General features: G+C 72.4%; 16 protein-coding genes. 6 read left to right on the top strand and 10 right to left on the bottom strand.

The genetic code is table 11. From position 1 onward, the window contains the following. Window positions 1–63: 63 nt before the first annotated feature. Window positions 64–660, top strand: a complete 597-nt coding sequence (locus BSB02_RS15160; RefSeq protein WP_143590690.1) for a dihydrofolate reductase family protein — start codon at window positions 64–66, stop codon at window positions 658–660. Between the two features lie 4 nt (window positions 661–664). Here the strand turns inward: BSB02_RS15160 and BSB02_RS15155 are convergent, their stop codons facing one another. Continuing rightward, window positions 665–1,825, bottom strand: coding sequence for an ROK family transcriptional regulator (locus BSB02_RS15155; RefSeq protein WP_084959445.1), 1,161 nt, complete (start codon window positions 1,823–1,825; stop codon window positions 665–667). 82 nt (window positions 1,826–1,907) lie between these two features. Here BSB02_RS15155 and BSB02_RS15150 point away from each other — a divergent pair, with 82 nt between their 5' ends. The 3 genes from BSB02_RS15150 to BSB02_RS15140 are packed head-to-tail and all read left to right on the top strand — an operon-like array spanning window position 1,908 to window position 5,060. After that, window positions 1,908–3,758, top strand: a complete 1,851-nt coding sequence (locus BSB02_RS15150; RefSeq protein ID WP_084959444.1) for an endonuclease/exonuclease/phosphatase family protein — start codon at window positions 1,908–1,910, stop codon at window positions 3,756–3,758. Between the two features lie 8 nt (window positions 3,759–3,766). Beyond that, window positions 3,767–4,216 (top strand): RrF2 family transcriptional regulator, encoded by a 450-nt coding sequence (locus BSB02_RS15145; RefSeq protein ID WP_084959443.1) that lies wholly within the window; start codon window positions 3,767–3,769, stop codon window positions 4,214–4,216. A gap of 52 nt (window positions 4,217–4,268) precedes the next feature. Beyond that, the gene (locus tag BSB02_RS15140) at window positions 4,269–5,060 is read left to right on the top strand and encodes a DNA-formamidopyrimidine glycosylase family protein (protein WP_084959442.1); all 792 of its coding nucleotides are present in this window, start codon (window positions 4,269–4,271) and stop codon (window positions 5,058–5,060) included. On the opposite strand, the gene BSB02_RS15135 is transcribed toward BSB02_RS15140, so the two are convergent. The 6 genes from BSB02_RS15135 to BSB02_RS15110 all read right to left on the bottom strand — a co-directional run bounded on the left by BSB02_RS15135 (window position 5,057) and on the right by BSB02_RS15110 (window position 11,323). Further along, complete coding sequence (locus BSB02_RS15135) at window positions 5,057–5,407, bottom strand: helix-turn-helix domain-containing protein (RefSeq protein ID WP_084959508.1); 351 nt, start codon at window positions 5,405–5,407, stop codon at window positions 5,057–5,059. The genes BSB02_RS15140 and BSB02_RS15135 overlap by 4 nt on opposite strands. A 241-nt stretch (window positions 5,408–5,648) precedes the next feature. Continuing rightward, complete coding sequence (locus tag BSB02_RS15130; protein ID WP_084959441.1) at window positions 5,649–6,137, bottom strand: CinA family protein; 489 nt, start codon at window positions 6,135–6,137, stop codon at window positions 5,649–5,651. Then, window positions 6,137–6,709, bottom strand: coding sequence for a CDP-diacylglycerol--glycerol-3-phosphate 3-phosphatidyltransferase (gene pgsA / locus BSB02_RS15125; protein WP_084959440.1), 573 nt, complete (start codon window positions 6,707–6,709; stop codon window positions 6,137–6,139). The genes BSB02_RS15130 and pgsA overlap by 1 nt, the downstream gene beginning before the upstream one ends. Next, on the bottom strand, window positions 6,706–8,109 hold the full coding sequence (gene rimO / locus BSB02_RS15120; RefSeq protein WP_084959439.1) for a 30S ribosomal protein S12 methylthiotransferase RimO: 1,404 nt from the start codon (window positions 8,107–8,109) through the stop codon (window positions 6,706–6,708). Before rimO ends, pgsA begins: the two co-directional genes overlap by 4 nt. Before the next feature lie 36 nt (window positions 8,110–8,145). Then, entirely contained in the window at window positions 8,146–8,922 is a 777-nt protein-coding gene (locus tag BSB02_RS15115; protein WP_084959507.1) for a helix-turn-helix domain-containing protein, read from the bottom strand. Between the two features lie 73 nt (window positions 8,923–8,995). Beyond that, on the bottom strand, window positions 8,996–11,323 hold the full coding sequence (locus tag BSB02_RS15110; protein ID WP_240506430.1) for a DNA translocase FtsK: 2,328 nt from the start codon (window positions 11,321–11,323) through the stop codon (window positions 8,996–8,998). Between BSB02_RS15110 and BSB02_RS42225 the strand changes: the two genes are divergently transcribed. Both BSB02_RS42225 and BSB02_RS15105 read left to right on the top strand, forming a co-directional pair. Continuing rightward, the gene (locus tag BSB02_RS42225) at window positions 11,313–11,561 is read left to right on the top strand and encodes a hypothetical protein (protein WP_240506429.1); all 249 of its coding nucleotides are present in this window, start codon (window positions 11,313–11,315) and stop codon (window positions 11,559–11,561) included. The two genes, BSB02_RS15110 and BSB02_RS42225, sit on opposite strands and share 11 nt — an antisense overlap. Window positions 11,562–11,617: 56 nt before the next feature. After that, the gene (locus tag BSB02_RS15105) at window positions 11,618–13,159 is read left to right on the top strand and encodes a hypothetical protein (protein WP_084959437.1); all 1,542 of its coding nucleotides are present in this window, start codon (window positions 11,618–11,620) and stop codon (window positions 13,157–13,159) included. Window positions 13,160–13,214: 55 nt separating this feature from the next. Here BSB02_RS15105 and BSB02_RS15100 read toward each other — a convergent pair whose 3' ends face one another. The 3 genes from BSB02_RS15100 to BSB02_RS15090 form a co-directional block, all read right to left on the bottom strand. Continuing rightward, on the bottom strand, window positions 13,215–14,684 hold the full coding sequence (locus BSB02_RS15100) for an aldehyde dehydrogenase (NADP(+)) (RefSeq protein ID WP_143590688.1): 1,470 nt from the start codon (window positions 14,682–14,684) through the stop codon (window positions 13,215–13,217). 416 nt (window positions 14,685–15,100) lie between these two features. Next, entirely contained in the window at window positions 15,101–15,598 is a 498-nt protein-coding gene (locus BSB02_RS15095) for a DUF402 domain-containing protein (protein WP_084959436.1), read from the bottom strand. Between the two features lie 10 nt (window positions 15,599–15,608). After that, window positions 15,609–16,244: a response regulator gene (locus BSB02_RS15090; RefSeq protein ID WP_084959435.1), complete on the bottom strand. Its 636-nt coding sequence runs from the start codon at window positions 16,242–16,244 to the stop codon at window positions 15,609–15,611. Window positions 16,245–16,283: the final 39 nt, after the last annotated feature.

The raw sequence follows: 16,283 nt of genomic DNA, 5'->3' as shown, positions 1-16,283 counted from the left end.
TTAGCGCTTGCCCAGCTCACGAGACTTGTCGGCATATCTCACCCGATCCTGTTGGAGGACACCATGAGGACCGTCATCGGCAACATCACCCTGTCCCTGGACGGCCGCGTGAACGGCACCGGCGGCGACTACGACATGGGCTGGATCGTCCCCCACGCCGTCAGCCGGGCGGGCCGTACCGGCCTGGAGCGGATGACCGCGACGGTCACCACCGCGCTGCTGGGGCGCAAGAACTACGAGGGTTTCGGCGGCTACTGGCCGGCTGTCGCCCGCGACGAGACGGCCGACCCCCGCGACCGCGCCTATGCGCAGTGGCTGGACAAGGTGGAGAAGGTCGTCTTCTCCACCACGCTGCGGGAGGCCCCGTGGGAGAACTCCCGGATCGCCGACGGCGGCCCCGCCGAGGTGGTGAGGCGGCTGCGCGAACAGGGCGGCGGCGACATCATCGTCCTGAGCAGCGGAAGCGTCATCACCCAGCTGCTGGAGGCGGGCGAGCTCGACGAGCTGTGGGTGACGCTGTGCCCGGAGGTCGTCGGAGGCGGCAGGCGCCTGCTGGAGGACGGCCTGCCCGCCTCGAGCTGGCGCCTGGCCGCCGATCCGGTCGCGAGCGAGACCGGCGCGCTGGCCCTGCGGTACGAGCGGGTGCGCCAGGACGGCTGAACGGTCAGGAGGCGAACAGCTCCTCGCGGGCCTGCTCCAGCGCGGCCAGCACGGCGCCGCGCAGCACCGGGTTGCCCTCCACCGCCGTGGTGACCACCTCGGGGCGGATGGGGCAGATCCGCGCCACCGCCTCCTCGACCCGCTCGGTGAGCGCCCGGCCGCCGGCCTTGCCCACATCGCCGGCCAGCACGACCATTCCGGGGTCCAGCACCACGCACACCGAGGCCACGCCGAGCGCGAGCCGGTGGGCGATCTCGTCGAGCAGGGGCTCGCCGCGCTCCCCCGCGGCGACCGCGTCGGCCACGCCGGCGAAGCCGTACCCCTGGGCGAGCTCGGCCACCGCCTCGGCGCTGACCAGCGACTGCAGGCCGCCCGCCAGCGACGGCAGCCGCCCGGGGACGGCGCGCACGTCCTCGGGCAGCGGCACGCCGGGCACCGGCAGGTACCCGATCTCGCCCGCGCTGCCCGACCGGCCGCGGTGCAGCTTGCCGTCGAGCACGACCGCCATGCCCAGGCCGCGCCCCGCCCACACCAGCACGAAGTTGTCGACGCCCTTGGCCGCCCCGGCGGACCGCTCGGCGACGGCCGCGAGGTTGACGTCGTTCTCGATCGTGACCTCGCGCTTGAGGTCGCGGGCCAGCGCCTCGTGGATGCCCTCGTGCCAGGCCGGCAAGTCGAAGGAGAAGCGCACGTCGCCGCTGCGCGGGTCGACCACGCCGGGCGTGCCGATCACCACGCCGCGCAGCTTGGACAGGCTCACCCGCGCGCTCTTGCACGCCTTGACCACGGCGCTGTGCACGACCGCCACCGGGTCGTCGTTGCCGTCGGGCGACACCGTCACCTCGGCGAGAGTGCGGCCGTGGATGTCGGCGATGGCCGTCGAGACCATCTGCGGCCCCACGTCGAGCCCGGCGACATAGGCGGAGCTGGACACCACCGCATACAGCGCCGCGTTGGGCCCCCTGCCTCCTGCCTGGGTGCCGACCACCTCGACGAGGCCGCGCTCCTCCAGCCGGGCGAGCGTCTGGGACGCGGTCACCTTCGACAGCCCCGTGAGGTCGCCGATCTGGCCGCGGGTCATCGGCCCCTCGGTCAGGAGCAGCTCCAGGGCAGCCCGGTCATTGATCTCCCGGAGCAACCGGGGCACTCCAGGACGTCGCTCCACACCCACCCCACCGTCTCATCGTCGAAGCTGCGAAGAGTTTAGCGCTCTTGCCAGGCCATGCCGATGGACGTGAGGATGCCTCATGCCCGCTGCGCCGCTCGTGCTGGGAATCGTTGTCTTCCTGGACGTCTTACGGGTTTTCCTGCCCTCACTGATCACGCTGTTCGGCCGCGCGGGCGAGACCCCGGCCGAGCTCATGGGCGCCTACGCCGCGCTGTGGTTCGCGCTCCCCTTCCTGGCCGTCCTCCTGAAACCCCGATGGGCCCTGTACGGCGGAGCCGCCGCGCTGGCCGCCTCCCGGGTGATCCTCCAGACCGGCGCGTGGCAGCTCGCCGCCGCCTCGGCGGGCGTGTCGGCGGGCATCGTCTTCCTGTACGGCTGCGCGCGCACGCTCGACCGGAAGGCCGTCCCCGTCGGCCTGGCCGGCGGGCTGGCCGCGTCCATTGTGGTGCACCTGCTACTGGACAACGTCGACCTGGTGTGGCACGACGGCGTGCTGCCCTGGCTCGGCGTGGTCGCGCTGTGCGGAGGTTTCGCGCTGTCCCTGTGGCAGGCGTCGCCCTCGGCGGACCTCGCGCCGGGCGTGGCGTGGTTCCTGTTCGGGCCCGCGCTGCTGCTGACCGGTATGGCGGCGGGCCTGGCCCAGGTGGAGACGGTGCCCCCCGCCGAGGTCCCGTGGCTCGCCCACCTCGGCACGGCGGCGCTGGTCTTCTCCGCGGCGCTGCTCGTCGCCGGCTCCACCAGGGGTCCTCGCCCCGAGCACTCCAGGCTCGGGGCCGTCCTCGCCTCGGGCCTGCTGCTCCTCGGCACGGTCCTGGTCTTCCTGCTCCCCGTCGCGCCCGTCGGCGTCGTCCTCCTGTTCGGCGCGACCGGCCTGCTGCTGTCGCGGACCGCACGGCTCGGCGGAACGGCGGTCCGGCCGGGCGGCGGCCTGCTGGGCGGCATGCTCGTCTTCCTCCTGGCGGTGTTCCTCTACTACGCCGCCTACGACATGGATCTCGGCTTCCCCAACACGGTGATCCCGCTTGCCGTGGCCGTGGCGATGTGCGGCCTCGCCGTACGCCTCGCCCCTCGCGGCCTTGAGGATCCCCGCACGCCCTCGCCGTGGAAACCCCTGGTCGCCGCGGCGCTCCTCGCCCCGGCCGCCGTCGCCGCCACCTGGTGGCCCCTCCCCGACGAGCAGCCCAAGGACGGCGACACCTTCACCCTCATCGCCTACAACATCCGCATGGGTTTCGGCCTGGACGGACGTCTCTCGCTGGACGCCATCGCCGACTGGGCCGCCTCGAAGAAGCCCGACGTGGTGCTCCTCAGCGAGGTGGACCGCGGCTGGCTGCTCAACGGCGGCCACGACGACCTCGAACGCATCGCCAGGCGCCTGGGCATGCGCTACCACTTCGCCCCGGCCGCCGACCGGCTGTGGGGCGACGCCGTGCTCACCAACCTCCCGGCCGGGGCACACTCCCACCCGCTGGGGCGGCACGACTACCCCACCGGGGCCCAGGCGCAGGCCATCGTGCTCGGCCTCGGCGAGAGGGAGGTCGGCGTCGTCAACACCCACCTCCAGGCCCCGCACGGCCAGGCGGCCGAGGTCGCGGACATGGTCCGGGCGCTCGCCGCGGGCCAGGACGTCCAGCGGGCCGCTCCCGGCACGACCGCGCCCGCCACGGGGCAGGCCAGGCCCGTGATCCTCGCCGGCGACCTCAACATCCGCCCGGAGGATCCCGAGATGCGGATCCTGCTGGAGGCCGGGCTGCGGGACCACCTGACCGCGCCGACCTCCCCGGCCGGCAACCCCACCCAGCGCATCGACCACGTGTTGGTCACCGAGGGGTTGACCGTGGTCTCCGCGAGCGCGGAGCGCGTGCCGTACTCCGATCACCTGCCCGTTGTGGCGACCTTGCGGCTAACCAGTCTTGACCAGGGGGGATAATCGGTTACATGCGCCTTTCCGCTCGTGTCGACTACGCCCTTCGTGCCGCCGCCGAACTCGCCGCCGCGGGTGCCGGCCCGACCACGGTGGGTGAGCTCGCCAAGGAGCAGGACATGCCTCCCAAGTACCTGGAGAACATCCTGCTCCAGATGCGCCGGGCCGGACTGGTGCGCGGCCAGCGTGGTCCGGAGGGCGGCTATGTCCTGGCCAGGCCCGCCGCGGAGATCTCGCTGGCGGACGTGATCAGGGCCGTCGACGGCCCCCTGGCCAACGTGCGCGGCGAACGGCCCGAGCACGTCGGCTACCGCGGCCCCGCCGAGTCGCTGCAGCAGGTGTGGATCGCGCTGCGCGCCTCGGAGCGGGCCATCCTGGAGGAGGTCACCCTGGAGCACGTCGCCAAGGGCGACCTGCCCGACCGGGTGCGCGAGCTCGCCGCCGACCCGGCCGCCTGGGACTGACGGCCCGCGAGAGCCGCCGCGCCTGGGGAAGACATCGTGCCAGAGAGACACCGTGCCTGAGGGGGACGCCGTCTACCGGACGGCCGCGCGGCTGCGCCGGGCGCTCGACGGGCGGGTCCTGGTGCGGTCGGAGTTCCGCGTGCCCCGCCACGCGACGGCCGACCTGTCCGGCCGGACGGTCCTGGAAACGGTCTCACGCGGCAAGCACCTGCTCACCCGCGTGGAGGGCGACCTGACCGTCCACACCCACCTGCGCATGGACGGCAGCTGGCGGATCCTGCCCGCGGGCGGCCGGATCCCCGGCGGCGACCAGGTGAGGCTGGTGCTGGCGAACACCGAGTGGCTGGCCGTGGGCGTCAAGCTCGGCATGGTCGACCTGGTGCGCACCTCGCAGGAGGACCGCGTGGTCGGCCATCTGGGGCCGGACCTGCTCGGCCCCGGCTGGGACCCGGCCGAGGCCGTACGGCGGCTGCTGGCCAGGCCGGAGGTGACGATCGGGGAGGCGCTGCTGGACCAGCGCAACCTGGCGGGGATCGGCACGATCTACCGTGCCGAGACGCTCTTCCTGCGGGGGGTGTGGCCGTGGCGGCCGGTGGGTGAGGTGCCGGAGCTGGAGGGTCTGGTCGCGCTGGCGCAGCGGCTGCTGGCCGCCAACGTCGCGCCGGGCTCGCACCCGGCGGCGATCGTCACCACGGGTGATCGCCGTCCTGGATACCAGACCTGGGTCTATGGCAGGGCAGGGAAACCCTGCCGGCGATGCGGGGGTCGCATCAGCCGCGGGGAGATGGGGGCGCAGCCACAGGAACGGCTGATCCTGTGGTGCGGGAGCTGTCAGCCGCGTTAGGCGGCCACCATGTCCTTGACCTCGGGGAAGTCGGGAACCGACCCGGGCACCGTCTCCGCGATCGGCAGACGCTCGTGCTCGGGCACGTCGGCGAGCACCGGGGCGGCCTGCAGCTCGGCCAGCGCGAACTGGTCGGAAACCTCGCGCAGCACCTGCGACAGCGGCACACCCAGAGCGCCGCAGATCGAGGCGAGCAGCTCGGAAGAGGCTTCCTTCTGGCCGCGCTCGACCTCCGACAGGTAGCCGAGCGACACCCGCGCGAGGGTCGAAACCTCCCGCAGGGTCCGCCCCTGCCGGACACGCAGCCGCCGCAGCACGTCACCGAGCAGCTGACGCAGCAGAATCATCTGTCGCTCCCTCCCCGGAGTGGCCGGCTTGACCAGCCCTGGCCCGACCTTTTTCTTGACCTCGTGCATACTCCTCGCCGACATCATCGGGCGTCTCTGCCGCGTCATTGGTGGCCCGCCCGCCGGGCTCTCGATGCTTGCAGATGGCTCACGGACCTCACTCACAGCTCCACCGTACCCGTATCCACCGACACCGCGTCAGACCGTGCCTGGCATGTTCGCTCGGGACGTAACACGGTAATCATCCCGAATGTTCCCCCTTGGAGGCTTTGAGCACACCTTCGAGTAGATCGACTGCCTCATGAACAGTGCCTACCCGAATACGTTCCCGTGACCCTTCCAGGAGCAGATCTTTACCCCAAAGTGTTCCGCCGGGACCGCTGACGGCCACGTGGACGGTGCCCACCGGCTTGCCGTCCTGCGGCTCGGGCCCCGCCACACCCGTCACGGCCAGGCCGTACGTCGCGCCGCACAGCGCCGCGACCCCACGGGCCATGGCCGCCGCCACGTCGGGATGGACGGCGCCCTCCCGCGCCAGCAGGTCCCGCGGTACGGCCAGCAGACCCTGCTTGAGATCCGTGGCATAGGCGATCACGCCGCCCCTGAAGGCCTTGGAGGCGCCGGGAACCGAGGTGAAGGCCGCGGCGATCAGGCCGCCGGTCAGCGACTCGGCGACCGCGAGCGTCGCGGCCTGCCGTACCAGATAGGACAGCGCTTCCTCGGCGCCCACTATTCCCCCCGCACGCGCTTGGCGACCCGGCGCAGCCTGACGGCCCGCCACACGTAGTCGATCCCGGTGCCGATCGTCACCGCCAGGGCCGCGCCCATGACGGTCCAGCGCACCGGCTCCGGCATGCCGGGAACGATGTAGAGCACGATCGCGGCGATCTGCAGCACGGTCTTGACCTTGCCGCCGAAGCTGGCCGGGATCACGCCGTGCCGGATCACCCAGAAGCGCAGCAGCGTGATCCCCAGCTCCCGGCCCAGGATCGCGATCGTCACCCACCACGGCAGCTCGCCCAGCAGCGACAGGCACACCAGTGCGGCGCCGGTCAGCGCCTTGTCGGCGATCGGGTCGGCGATCTTGCCGAAGTCGGTGACCAGGCCGTAGCGCCGGGCCAGCTCACCGTCGAGGTGGTCGGTGAGGGAGGCGACGGCGAAGACCGCCAGCGCGGCCAGGCGCCACCCCGTGCCCGGCAGGAACATACAGACGACGAAGAACGGGACGAGCGCTAGCCGGATCACGGTGAGGACGTTGGCGATGTTCCACGGGCTCACCAAGCGGCGCTCGTCCTTGGTCATGGACCGGCCTTGATCCGGGCGATCAGGTCGACGCCCTCGGCGTCGACGACGACCGCCCGCACGAGCTGGCCGGGGACCAGGCCGATGCCCTGGACGGTGACCGAGCCGTCGACCTCCGGCCCCTGGTGGGCGGCGCGGCCCTCGTAGCCGCCGTCGCCCAGGTCCTCCTCGATGAGCACGTCGACCTCGGTGCCGATGCGCTCCTCGGCGCGCTGCGCCGTCAGCTCCTCGGCCAGCTCGGTGAGGATCCGCACCCGCTCCTCGATCGTGTCCTGGTCGAGCTTGCCGTCGAACCCGGCGGCCTCGGTGCCCTCCTCGTCGGAATAGCCGAACACGCCGATGACGTCGAGCCTGGCCTGCTCCAGGAAGGAGACGAGCTCGCCGAACTCCTCCTCGGTCTCGCCGGGGAAGCCCACGATGAAGTTGGAGCGCACGCCCGCCTCCGGCGCCAGCCTCCTGATGCTCTCCAGCAGCTCCAGGAAGCGCTGGGGGTCGCCGAAGCGCCGCATCCTGCGCAGCACCGTGCCGCTGGCGTGCTGGAAGGACAGGTCGAAGTACGGCGCCACGCCCTCGGTGCCGGCGATCACCTCGATCAGGCCGGGCCGCAGCTCGGCGGGCTGCAGGTAGCTGACCCGCACCCGCTCGACGCCCTCGACGGCGGCCAGGCGCGGCAGCAGCTTCTCCAGCGCCCGCAGATCGCCCAGGTCCTTGCCGTAGGAGGTGGAGTTCTCGCTGACGAGCACCAGCTCGCGCACGCCGCGGTGGGCCAGCCAGTCGGCCTCGGCCACCAGCTCGTCGGGGTGGCGCGAGACGTAGGCGCCGCGGAAGGCGGGGATCGCGCAGAACGTGCAGCGCCGGTCGCAGCCGGAGGCCAGCTTGAGCGCGGCCACCGGGCTCTCGTCGAGGCGCTTGCGCAGCACCCGGGGGCCGCTGGCGGGCGCCACGCCCACGGGCAGGTCGCCGTGCCCGGGGACGTTCCTGGCGCCCTTGCGCTCCACGGGGGTGATGGGCAGCAGCGTGCGCCGGTCGCGCGGGGTGTGGGGGGTGAGGGGCCGGCCGCTCAGCACGTCGTCGAGGCGCGCGCCGATCTCGGCGTAGTCGTCGAACGACAGCACGGCGCCAGCCTCCGGCAGGGCCTCGGCCAGCTCCTTGCCGTAGCGCTCTGCCATGCATCCGGCGGCGACCACCTTGGCGCCGGAGTCGGCGGCGGCCAGCAGCGTGTCGATGGAGTCCTTCTTCGCCGACTCGATGAACCCGCAGGTGTTCACGACGACGACGTCGGGCTGCTCGTCACCGAGCTGCCAGCCGGCGGCCTCCAGCCGCGCGGCCAGCTCCTCGGAGTCGACCTCGTTGCGGGCGCAGCCCAGGGTGATCAGGGAAACGGTTCGGCGGGATGACATGGTGCCTACTACGGTATCGGCCCCGTGCCACTCCCTTCACCTGGGTCGGGGGGCGGAGGGTCCGAACGACCTGCGCACGACCTCGCCGCTGCTGCCGAGCGTGCCCAGATTCCTGCCGTTGACCTGCAGTGAGACCGCTCCGGCATCGCCGAGCAGCACGTCGATCCCCGTGGGGGCCTTCAGCGTGGTGGACTTGCCCGCGGACAGGGTGCCGGCGAACAGCTTGCGGCCCTTGGCGTCGCGCACGTTGACGTAGGAGGACCGCTTCGCCCGCATCCGCACGACCACGACGTGCCGCTTCCCCGCCGCCTCGTTGACCGTGGAGCGGGCCTCGCCATGGTGGGGCGCCGGGCGCACGGCGCCGGAGGTGGGCAGCGGGCTGGGCACGCTGGCGGGCTGGATGCCGGTGCTGGGCACCTCGCCGGTCCCGCCCATGACGCGGACCACGCCGAACACCACCACGATCGCCAGCGCCACCCCCAGAGCCATGGTCCAGTTGGGCCCGCTGCGCCGTTCCCCCAGCTTGATGGCGCGCTCGGCCTGGAAGGCGGCCGCGGCCCGCACCGGCATGGGCGGGCCGCCGTGCTGCTCGTCGTAGAGCTTCACGACGGTGACCGGATCCAGGTCGACCGCCTTGCAGACGGCCCGGATGTGCCCCCTGGCGTAGAAGTCGCCGCCGCACAGGGAGAAGTCGTCGCGCTCCATCGCGCACAGGACCGCCTCCCTGACGCGGGTGATCGCGCTGAGCTGCCCGATCGTCAGCCCCTTGTGCCGCCGCGCCGCGGCCAGCACGGCGCCGATGCTCTGCTCCATCACGCCCCCGCCCCTGACAATGCGTAGTGATACACATTCAATCAGTTATCACCATGCCCAGGAGCGGATAAGGTCATTCGCCACGCAAGTCGGCAAGGAGCTGGGGTAGATCGTCCGGTTTGGCCAGCACCTCGCGGGCCTTCGACCCCTCGCTGGGGCCGACGACGTTGCGGCTCTCCAGCAGGTCCATCAGGCGTCCGGCCTTGGCGAAGCCGACGCGCAGCTTGCGCTGGAGCATCGACGTGGAGCCGAACTGCGTGGTGACGACCAGCTCGGCCGCCTGCAGCAGCAGGTCGAGGTCGTCGCCGATCTCCTCGTCGATCTCGCGCTTGGCGGAGGCCACGGCCGTGACGTCCGGGCGGTACTCCACCTGCATCTGCGCCTTGCAGTGCGCGACGACCTCGGCGATCTCCTTCTCGCTGACGAAGGCGTTCTGGATGCGGATGGGCTTGCTGGCGCCCATCGGCAGGAACAGCGCGTCGCCCTGGCCGACCAGCTTGTCGGCGCCCGGCTGGTCGAGGATGACCCGCGAGTCGGTCAGGCTGGAGACCGCGAAGGCCAGCCGGGAGGGCACGTTGGCCTTGATGAGGCCGGTGACGACGTCCACGCTGGGCCGCTGGGTGGCGATCACCAGGTGGATGCCCGCCGCGCGGGCCAGCTGGGTGATGCGGACGATGGAGTCCTCCACGTCGCGCGGGGCGACCATCATGAGGTCGGCCAGCTCGTCGACGATGACCAGCAGGTAGGGGTAGGGCTGGTAGACGCGCTCGCTGCCGGGCGGCGGGGTCAGCTTGCCCGCCCGCACGGCCTTGTTGAACTCGTCCACGTGGCGGAAGCCGCTGGCGGCCAGGTCGTCGTAGCGGCGGTCCATCTCCCCCACCACCCATTCCAGGGCCTCGGCGGCCTTCTTCGGGTTGGTGATGATCGGGGTGATGAGGTGGGGGATGCCCTCGTAGACGCTCAGCTCCACGCGCTTGGGGTCGACCAGCACCATGCGCACCTCATCGGGCGTGGCGCGCATGAGGATGCTGGTGATCAGGCCGTTGACGCACACCGACTTGCCGGCGCCCGTCGCGCCCGCGATGAGCAGGTGCGGCATCTTGGCCAGGTTCGCCACGATCGTGCGGCCCTCGACGTCCTTGCCCAGGCCCACGATCATCGGGTGGTGGTCGGCCTGGGCGACCTGGGAGCGCAGGACGTCTCCGAGCGCCACCAGGTCCTTGTCGGCGTTCGGGATCTCCACCCCGATCGCCGACTTGCCGGGGATCGGGGACAGGATCCTGACATCTGCCGATTTAACGGCATAGGCGATGTTCTTGGTGAGCGCGGTGACCTTCTCGACCTTGACGGCCGGGCCGAGCTCGATCTCGTAGCGGGTCACGGTCGGGCCCCGCGTGAAGCCGATGACCTGCGCGTCGATGCCGAACTGCTCCAGCACGCTGGTCAGCGCGTTGACCACCTGGCTGTTGGCCTTGGTGGCGGGCTTGGGCGGGCTGCCCGGCTTGAGCACCGCCAGGTCCGGCAGCACGTACGGCCCGGCCTGCGGCGACAGCACGAGCTGCTCGACCTTGCGCGGCGCGGGAGTGGGCAGCGGCGGCTCGGGCTTGGCCTTGACCGCCGGCGCCTCCTCCTCATCCACCAGGCCGGGCACGATCTCCGGCGAGTGGTCGGCGCGCTTGTCGCCCTCCTTGAGCACCGGCGTGTCGTAGGGTTTGACCCCGTCCGGCGCGTCCCCGGAGTCCTTCTTGGGCCGCGTCCTCTTCTTGACCGGCTCCCCGGGCTGGGCGGGGGCGCTCCGCTCGAACAGCATGTGCCGCAGCTCGGCCAGCCGTTCGGGGATCCTGTGCACGGGCGTCGCGGTGATCACCAGCACGCCGAAGCCCGACAGCAGGAGCAGCAGCGGGATGGTGATCCACGGCGGCAGGATGCTGTCCGGCGGCGCGGAGACGAGGAACCCGACGATGCCCCCGGCCTGGGAGACGCGCTCCATGGTGTCGTTGCCGCCGCCCGACGGGTAGGGGGTGTCGTTGGCCACGTGGATGATCCCCAGCACTCCGGCGAGCAGGGCGCCCCAGCCGATCACCATGCGGCCGGTGTCGGCGTTCTGGTCGGGGTGCCGCAGGAACCGCCAGGCCAGCAGCCCGAGCAGCAGCGGCAGCGCCCACGCCAGCGAGCCGAAGACGCCGTGCACCACGCCGTCGACCACCTTCGCCACCGTGCCCTGGGCGTCGCGCCACGTCATGGCCGCCAGCACGATGGCTCCGGCGAGCACGGCCAGGCCCACACCGTCGCGCCGGTGCGCGGGGTCCAGCTCCCTGGCCTGGTTGCCCAGCGCCCTGGCCGCCGCGCCCACGGCGCCCGCCAGCAGCATCCAGATGCCCACGACGAGCTTGCCGATCATCGTGAAGACCCAGCTGATCGGGTCCTGGTGGGTCACGGACCTGCGCGCCGGCGCCTTCGCCCTGGGTCGGGCCGCCCCCGTCGCCGGCCGCTTCGCGGGGGTCGAGCGGGACGCGGCCGACCGCTTCGCCGGCCCCTTGGATGCGCTTTTCGGCGTACGGGTGGCCATGATGCCAAAGGTACGTCGTCAACACCTGTCACAGCACTCAGACGCGCCGCATCGGCCCGGTGTGAACTAGACCTCCTTCGTGAACATCTGAATTGACGACATTGACCACAAAACGGGGAGGCGCGCATGAGCGCGGACGTTCAGATCATCATCGAGGCGGTCGCCACGGCCGGGTTATCGGCCGAGCAGGTCCGCGAGCTGGCCGCCGGCAACCCGGCGGTGCTGGCCCACCTGGAGGCCGCCGACCCCGGAGAGCTGATCTCCGAGGCCGCTCCCGCCCTGGGCCACGACCCCGACGAGCGCTCACCTTTCCGCGCGACCGTGTTCAGCCCCGTGACCAACCGCGCGGTCGAGCTGCGCGGCACCCTCGACGCTCCGGAGCGCGCCGAGGTCCGGCCCAGCGGCTACCGGCCGGTGCCGCGCGGCGAGGAGCTCCGCCGGGCCGCGCAGGTGCTGCGCGGCCACGCCGACCTCCCGCCGGAAGCCGTCATCTACCAGCCCATGCCGCCGCTGGCGGACCTGGAGAACCCCGACGGCACCGTCACCCGGCGGCCCACCCTGGGCATCTACGACCCGACGGCCGAGCGCAAGCACCGCATCGTGGCGGTCGACGTGGCGGCGGGCACGGTCGACTGGTCCCCCGCCGGGGTGAACCCGGCGATGCACCCCGGCGACTGCGAGTCCCACCTTCCGGTGGGCGTCGAGGCGCTGCGCGACCGCGGCGGGCCGGACCGGGTCCGGGTCCGCGTCGTCAAGGCCGGCGAGGAGCTGTGGGACCTCATCGTGGTCCGGCCGCGCGCCTCCACCCCCACCGGCGACGGATCCGGGGTGGAGCTGCGCAACGTCCGCTACCGCGGCAGGATCGTGCTGCGCCAGGCCCACGTGCCGATCCTCAACGTCCAGTACGAGGAGGACGGCGTCACCTTCCGCGACTGGCAGAACGAGGAGACCCGCTTCTCGGCCACCGGCACCGACCCGGTCGGCTGGGGCTGGCGGCTGTGCACCCGGCCGCCCAAGACCATGCTGGAGCGGCCCGACAACGACGCGGGCAACTTCCAGGGCGTCGCCTTCCACTACGACGACGGCGAGCTGCGCATCGTCAGCGAGCTGGCCGCCGGCTGGTACCGCTACATGTCCGACTGGCGGCTGGCCGACGACGGCACGATCAAGCCCCGGTTCGGCTTCGCCGGCGTGCGCAACGAGCGCACCTGCATGCGGCACCGCCACCACGTCTACTGGCGGTTCGACTTCGACATCGACGGCGCCTCCAACGACGTGGTGGAGCAGTTCGACGAGACCGGCTCGATCGTCCCCGAGGCCGTGCGGATCGTGCAGGAGACCGCGCGCAAGCGCCGGCACCCGGCCAGGTTCTGGCGGGTGAGCGACAAGTCCAGCGGGCGCGGCTACCAGATCCACCCGGGCGAGCACGACAACACCGCGGACGCCTACGGCGTGGCCGACCTGTGGTTCCTGCGTCACCGGCCGACCGAGCTGGCCGACGGCAATCCCGGGCCCGACAACCGCGCCCGGCTCGACCGGTTCGTCGACGGCGAGAGCATCGACGGCGCCAACGTGGTCGTCTGGTACGCCGGGCACTTCCGCCACGACCAGAACGACCCCGAGCCCCACCAGGGGCACATCGTCGGCCCCGACCTGATCCCCGTCTGACCTCTCGCCGTACGGCAGGCCGCCGGCCCCCGAACCGGCGGCCTGCCTGTCCACCTCAGCCGGCCAGGCGGCCGTCCACGCGGCGCGGGATGCCCAGCGGGTTGTCGTCCTTGAGCTCGTCCGGCAGCAGCTCGGCGGGCCAGTCCTGGTAGGCGGCGGGGGCCAGCCACCGGTCGACGGCCGTCGCGCCGACGGAGGTGTGCGCGGACGTGGAGGCCGGCCACGGGCCGCCGTGGTGCATCGCCCAGCACACCGCCACGCCCGTGGGCCAGCCGTTCCAGATGAGCCGCCCCGCCGTACGGCGGAGCACCGGCACCACGGAGGCGGCCTCGGCCGGGTCGGTGGCGTGGACGGTGGCGGTCAGCGAGCCGTCGAGGCGGGCCAGCACCCCCGGCAGGTCGGCGACGTCGCGGTAGGTCACGACGACGGACGCCGGGCCGAAGCACTCCTCGGCCAGGTGCGGCAGCCCCTCGGCGAAGGTCGCGAGGTCCACGGTGAAGACCTTGGGCGCCACCGCCCAGGCGCCCTCCCCCGCCCGGCCCTCGGCCAGCACCTGCAGCCCGCCCAGGCGCTCCAGGCCGTTCAGGTAGCCGTCCCTGATGCGGGAGGCCAGCATCGGCCCGCCGGTCGCCGCCTCGACGGCCGCCGCCAGCTCCTTCAGCAGGCCGGGGTCCTCGGGGACGAAGACCAGGCCCGGGTTGGTGCAGAACTGGCCGGCGCCGAGCGTCAGCGAGGCGGCGAAGCCGGAGGCGAGCTGGGAGCGGTCGGCGGAGGGCAGCACGACCACGGGGTTGACGCTGCCGAGCTCGCCGAAGAACGGGATCGGCGTCTCGCGCTCGGCGATGAGCGCCTGGACGGCCTTGCCGCCCGGGACGGACCCGGTGAACCCGGCGGCGACCACGAGCGGGTGCTGCACCAGGTCCTTGCCCGCCGCCATGCCGTGGACGAGGTCGAGCAGGGCCGGGTCGGGCAGGGCCGTCCTGATGACCTCGGCCACCCGCTCGGAGGTGCCGGGATGGGCCGGATGCGCCTTGACCACGACCGGGCATCCGGCGGCCAGCGCCGAGGCGGTGTCGCCGCCCGACACCGAGAAGGCGAAGGGGAAGTTGCTGGCCGCGAAGACCGCCACCACGCCGGGCAGGGGGTGCTTCATGCGCCGCACGTCGGGCCGGGGCGGCGTGAGCGACGGGTCGGCGTGGTCGATGATCGCCTCAAGGTAGCCGCCGTCGCGGATGACCTGGGCGAAGAGCCGGAACTGCCCGGCCGCGCGGGCGACCTCGCCGCGCAGCCGGGCCTCGCCGAGCGCGGTCTCCCGGTCGGCCAGCGCCCACAGCTCGTCCACGTGGGCGGTCAGCGCCTCTGCAACCGCTTCCAGTGTCCGGGCACGTTCGGCGGCCGGGGTGGCGCGCCAGGATTCTCCCGCCGCCGCGGCGGCCGAGACGACGGCGTCCACGTGGCGGGCGTCGCTTTCCGGCCACCCCTCGCCGACGGGCTCTCCGGTCCTGGGGTCGTACCCATAGATCATCAGCTCACCTCTGTGCAATGTCACACGCCACTATACCGTCTCGGGTCCGCGCCGATTCTTCCACAGGGACAGCAACCGTTTGCAATTCTTCTGGTCGGCCACCGACCGGCCCTCTCGGAGGAGCATCACGCCCCTCACCCAACGAGCAACAACCCTCCGAACGAGCCTCACCACCCACCAGCGAACAACAGCCCTCCCGGCGGGCCTCGCACCGCTCACGCGGGCAACACCTCCCGGACCAGCATCACGCCGGCCGCACGACGGGCGAGCGCCCTTCGCCAGCGGGGCGAACCCTGGGGCCGCAAGGCAGGCGAACGGCGAGCCGCTCAGGCGGGTGAGCCCACCCACGCACAGCTGCGGCACGATGAGCACCACGTCCTTCAGCTCGCCGCTCAGGCAGGCGAACGGCGAGCCGCTCAGGCGGGCGAGCGCACCTGGGCCAGCCAGGGCTCGTGAGCGCCGCCGAAGGGGCCACGGTGCTCGGCGACCGCCGCCAGCAGCCACTCGGCCGACGCCTCCGCCTGCGCGACCACCTCCGGCGGGTAGCCGAACTTCACCCGGTGGTCCGCGAACTCGTCGGCGTCGTCGAGGACGACCTCCCCGCCGGGCCGCCGTATCACGTCCAGGTCCAGGTCGACCATCGTGACCTCGCCGTCGGCCCAGACCGGCACCGTGGTGACGTCGACATAGACCTCGCAGCTGTGCGGCATCTCGTTGAACAGCGCCACCCACCACCGGTCGCGCGGGAAGAGCATCACGAACGCCCGCTCCCACACGACCGGCGGCTCGTGGCCGCGTTGTCCCGAGGTGCCCGCCTCGCATCCCACCCACACCCCGTGGGCGTCCTCCCCCAATAACCGGCCCGGGTGGTGCCAGTGGAGGGACCCGTCATACTTGCGGAAAACGACCTTCACGCCTTGGACGCTATCGTGCCGGGCCGACCAGCCCGCTCTCGTAGGCGGCGATCACCAGCTGGGCGCGGTCGCGCGCCTGGAGCTTGGCCAGCAGCCGCCCGATGTGCGTCTTGACCGTCGCCAGGCTCAGGTGCAGGCAGGCGGCGATCTCGGCGTTGGACAGGCCGCGGGCGATCAGCACCAGGACCTCCCGCTCGCGGTCGGTGACCCCGTCCAGGGAGCGCGGCGCGACCCGGCCGCGGACGAACTCCTCGATGAGCCGCCGCGTGACCGACGGCGCGAGCAGGGCCTCCCCCGCGGCCACGACCCGGATCGCGTTGAGCAGGTCGGCGGGCGCGGTGTCCTTCAGCAGGAAGCCGGACGCCCCGGCCCGCAGGCCCTCGTAGACGTAGGCGTCGAGGTCGAACATGGTGACGATCAGCACCCTGGCCGCGGCGCCGATCCGGCGCGTGGCCTCGATGCCGTCCATCCCCGGCATGCGGACGTCCATGAGCACCACGTCGGGCCGCTCGCGCAGGGCCAGCTCCACCGCCTCGAAACCGGTCGCGGCCTCCCCCACGACGCACAGGTCGGGCTCGGAGTCGACCAGGACACTGAAGCTGCCCCGCAGCAGCGCCTGGTCGTCGGCGACGACGACACGGATCACTAGGGCACCCTCTTTCTGGCGGGTGGTGGCAAGCTGCTC

Origin of the sequence: Thermoactinospora rubra (assembly GCF_002093975.1) — a bacterium.
GTDB lineage: Bacteria > Actinomycetota > Actinomycetes > Streptosporangiales > Streptosporangiaceae > Nonomuraea > Nonomuraea rubra_A.
The sequence above is the reverse complement of the archived record's forward strand: the minus strand, read 5'-3'. Positions and strand labels throughout refer to the sequence as shown.

Excerpts from the sequence above, each read along its gene's own strand:
- BSB02_RS15160 (WP_143590690.1), top strand. The coding sequence starts at position 64 with ATGAGGACCGTCATCGGCAACATCACCCTGTCCCTGGACGGCCGCGTG.
- BSB02_RS15150 (WP_084959444.1), top strand. The coding sequence starts at position 1,908 with ATGCCCGCTGCGCCGCTCGTGCTGGGAATCGTTGTCTTCCTGGACGTC.
- BSB02_RS15145 (WP_084959443.1), top strand. The coding sequence starts at position 3,767 with ATGCGCCTTTCCGCTCGTGTCGACTACGCCCTTCGTGCCGCCGCCGAA.
- BSB02_RS15135 (WP_084959508.1), bottom strand. The coding sequence starts at position 5,407 with ATGATTCTGCTGCGTCAGCTGCTCGGTGACGTGCTGCGGCGGCTGCGT.
- pgsA (WP_084959440.1), bottom strand. The coding sequence starts at position 6,709 with ATGACCAAGGACGAGCGCCGCTTGGTGAGCCCGTGGAACATCGCCAAC.
- rimO (WP_084959439.1), bottom strand. The coding sequence starts at position 8,109 with ATGTCATCCCGCCGAACCGTTTCCCTGATCACCCTGGGCTGCGCCCGC.
- BSB02_RS15115 (WP_084959507.1), bottom strand. The coding sequence starts at position 8,922 with ATGGAGCAGAGCATCGGCGCCGTGCTGGCCGCGGCGCGGCGGCACAAG.
- BSB02_RS15110 (WP_240506430.1), bottom strand. The coding sequence starts at position 11,323 with ATGATCGGCAAGCTCGTCGTGGGCATCTGGATGCTGCTGGCGGGCGCC.
- BSB02_RS15105 (WP_084959437.1), top strand. The coding sequence starts at position 11,618 with ATGAGCGCGGACGTTCAGATCATCATCGAGGCGGTCGCCACGGCCGGG.
- BSB02_RS15100 (WP_143590688.1), bottom strand. The coding sequence starts at position 14,684 with ATGATCTATGGGTACGACCCCAGGACCGGAGAGCCCGTCGGCGAGGGG.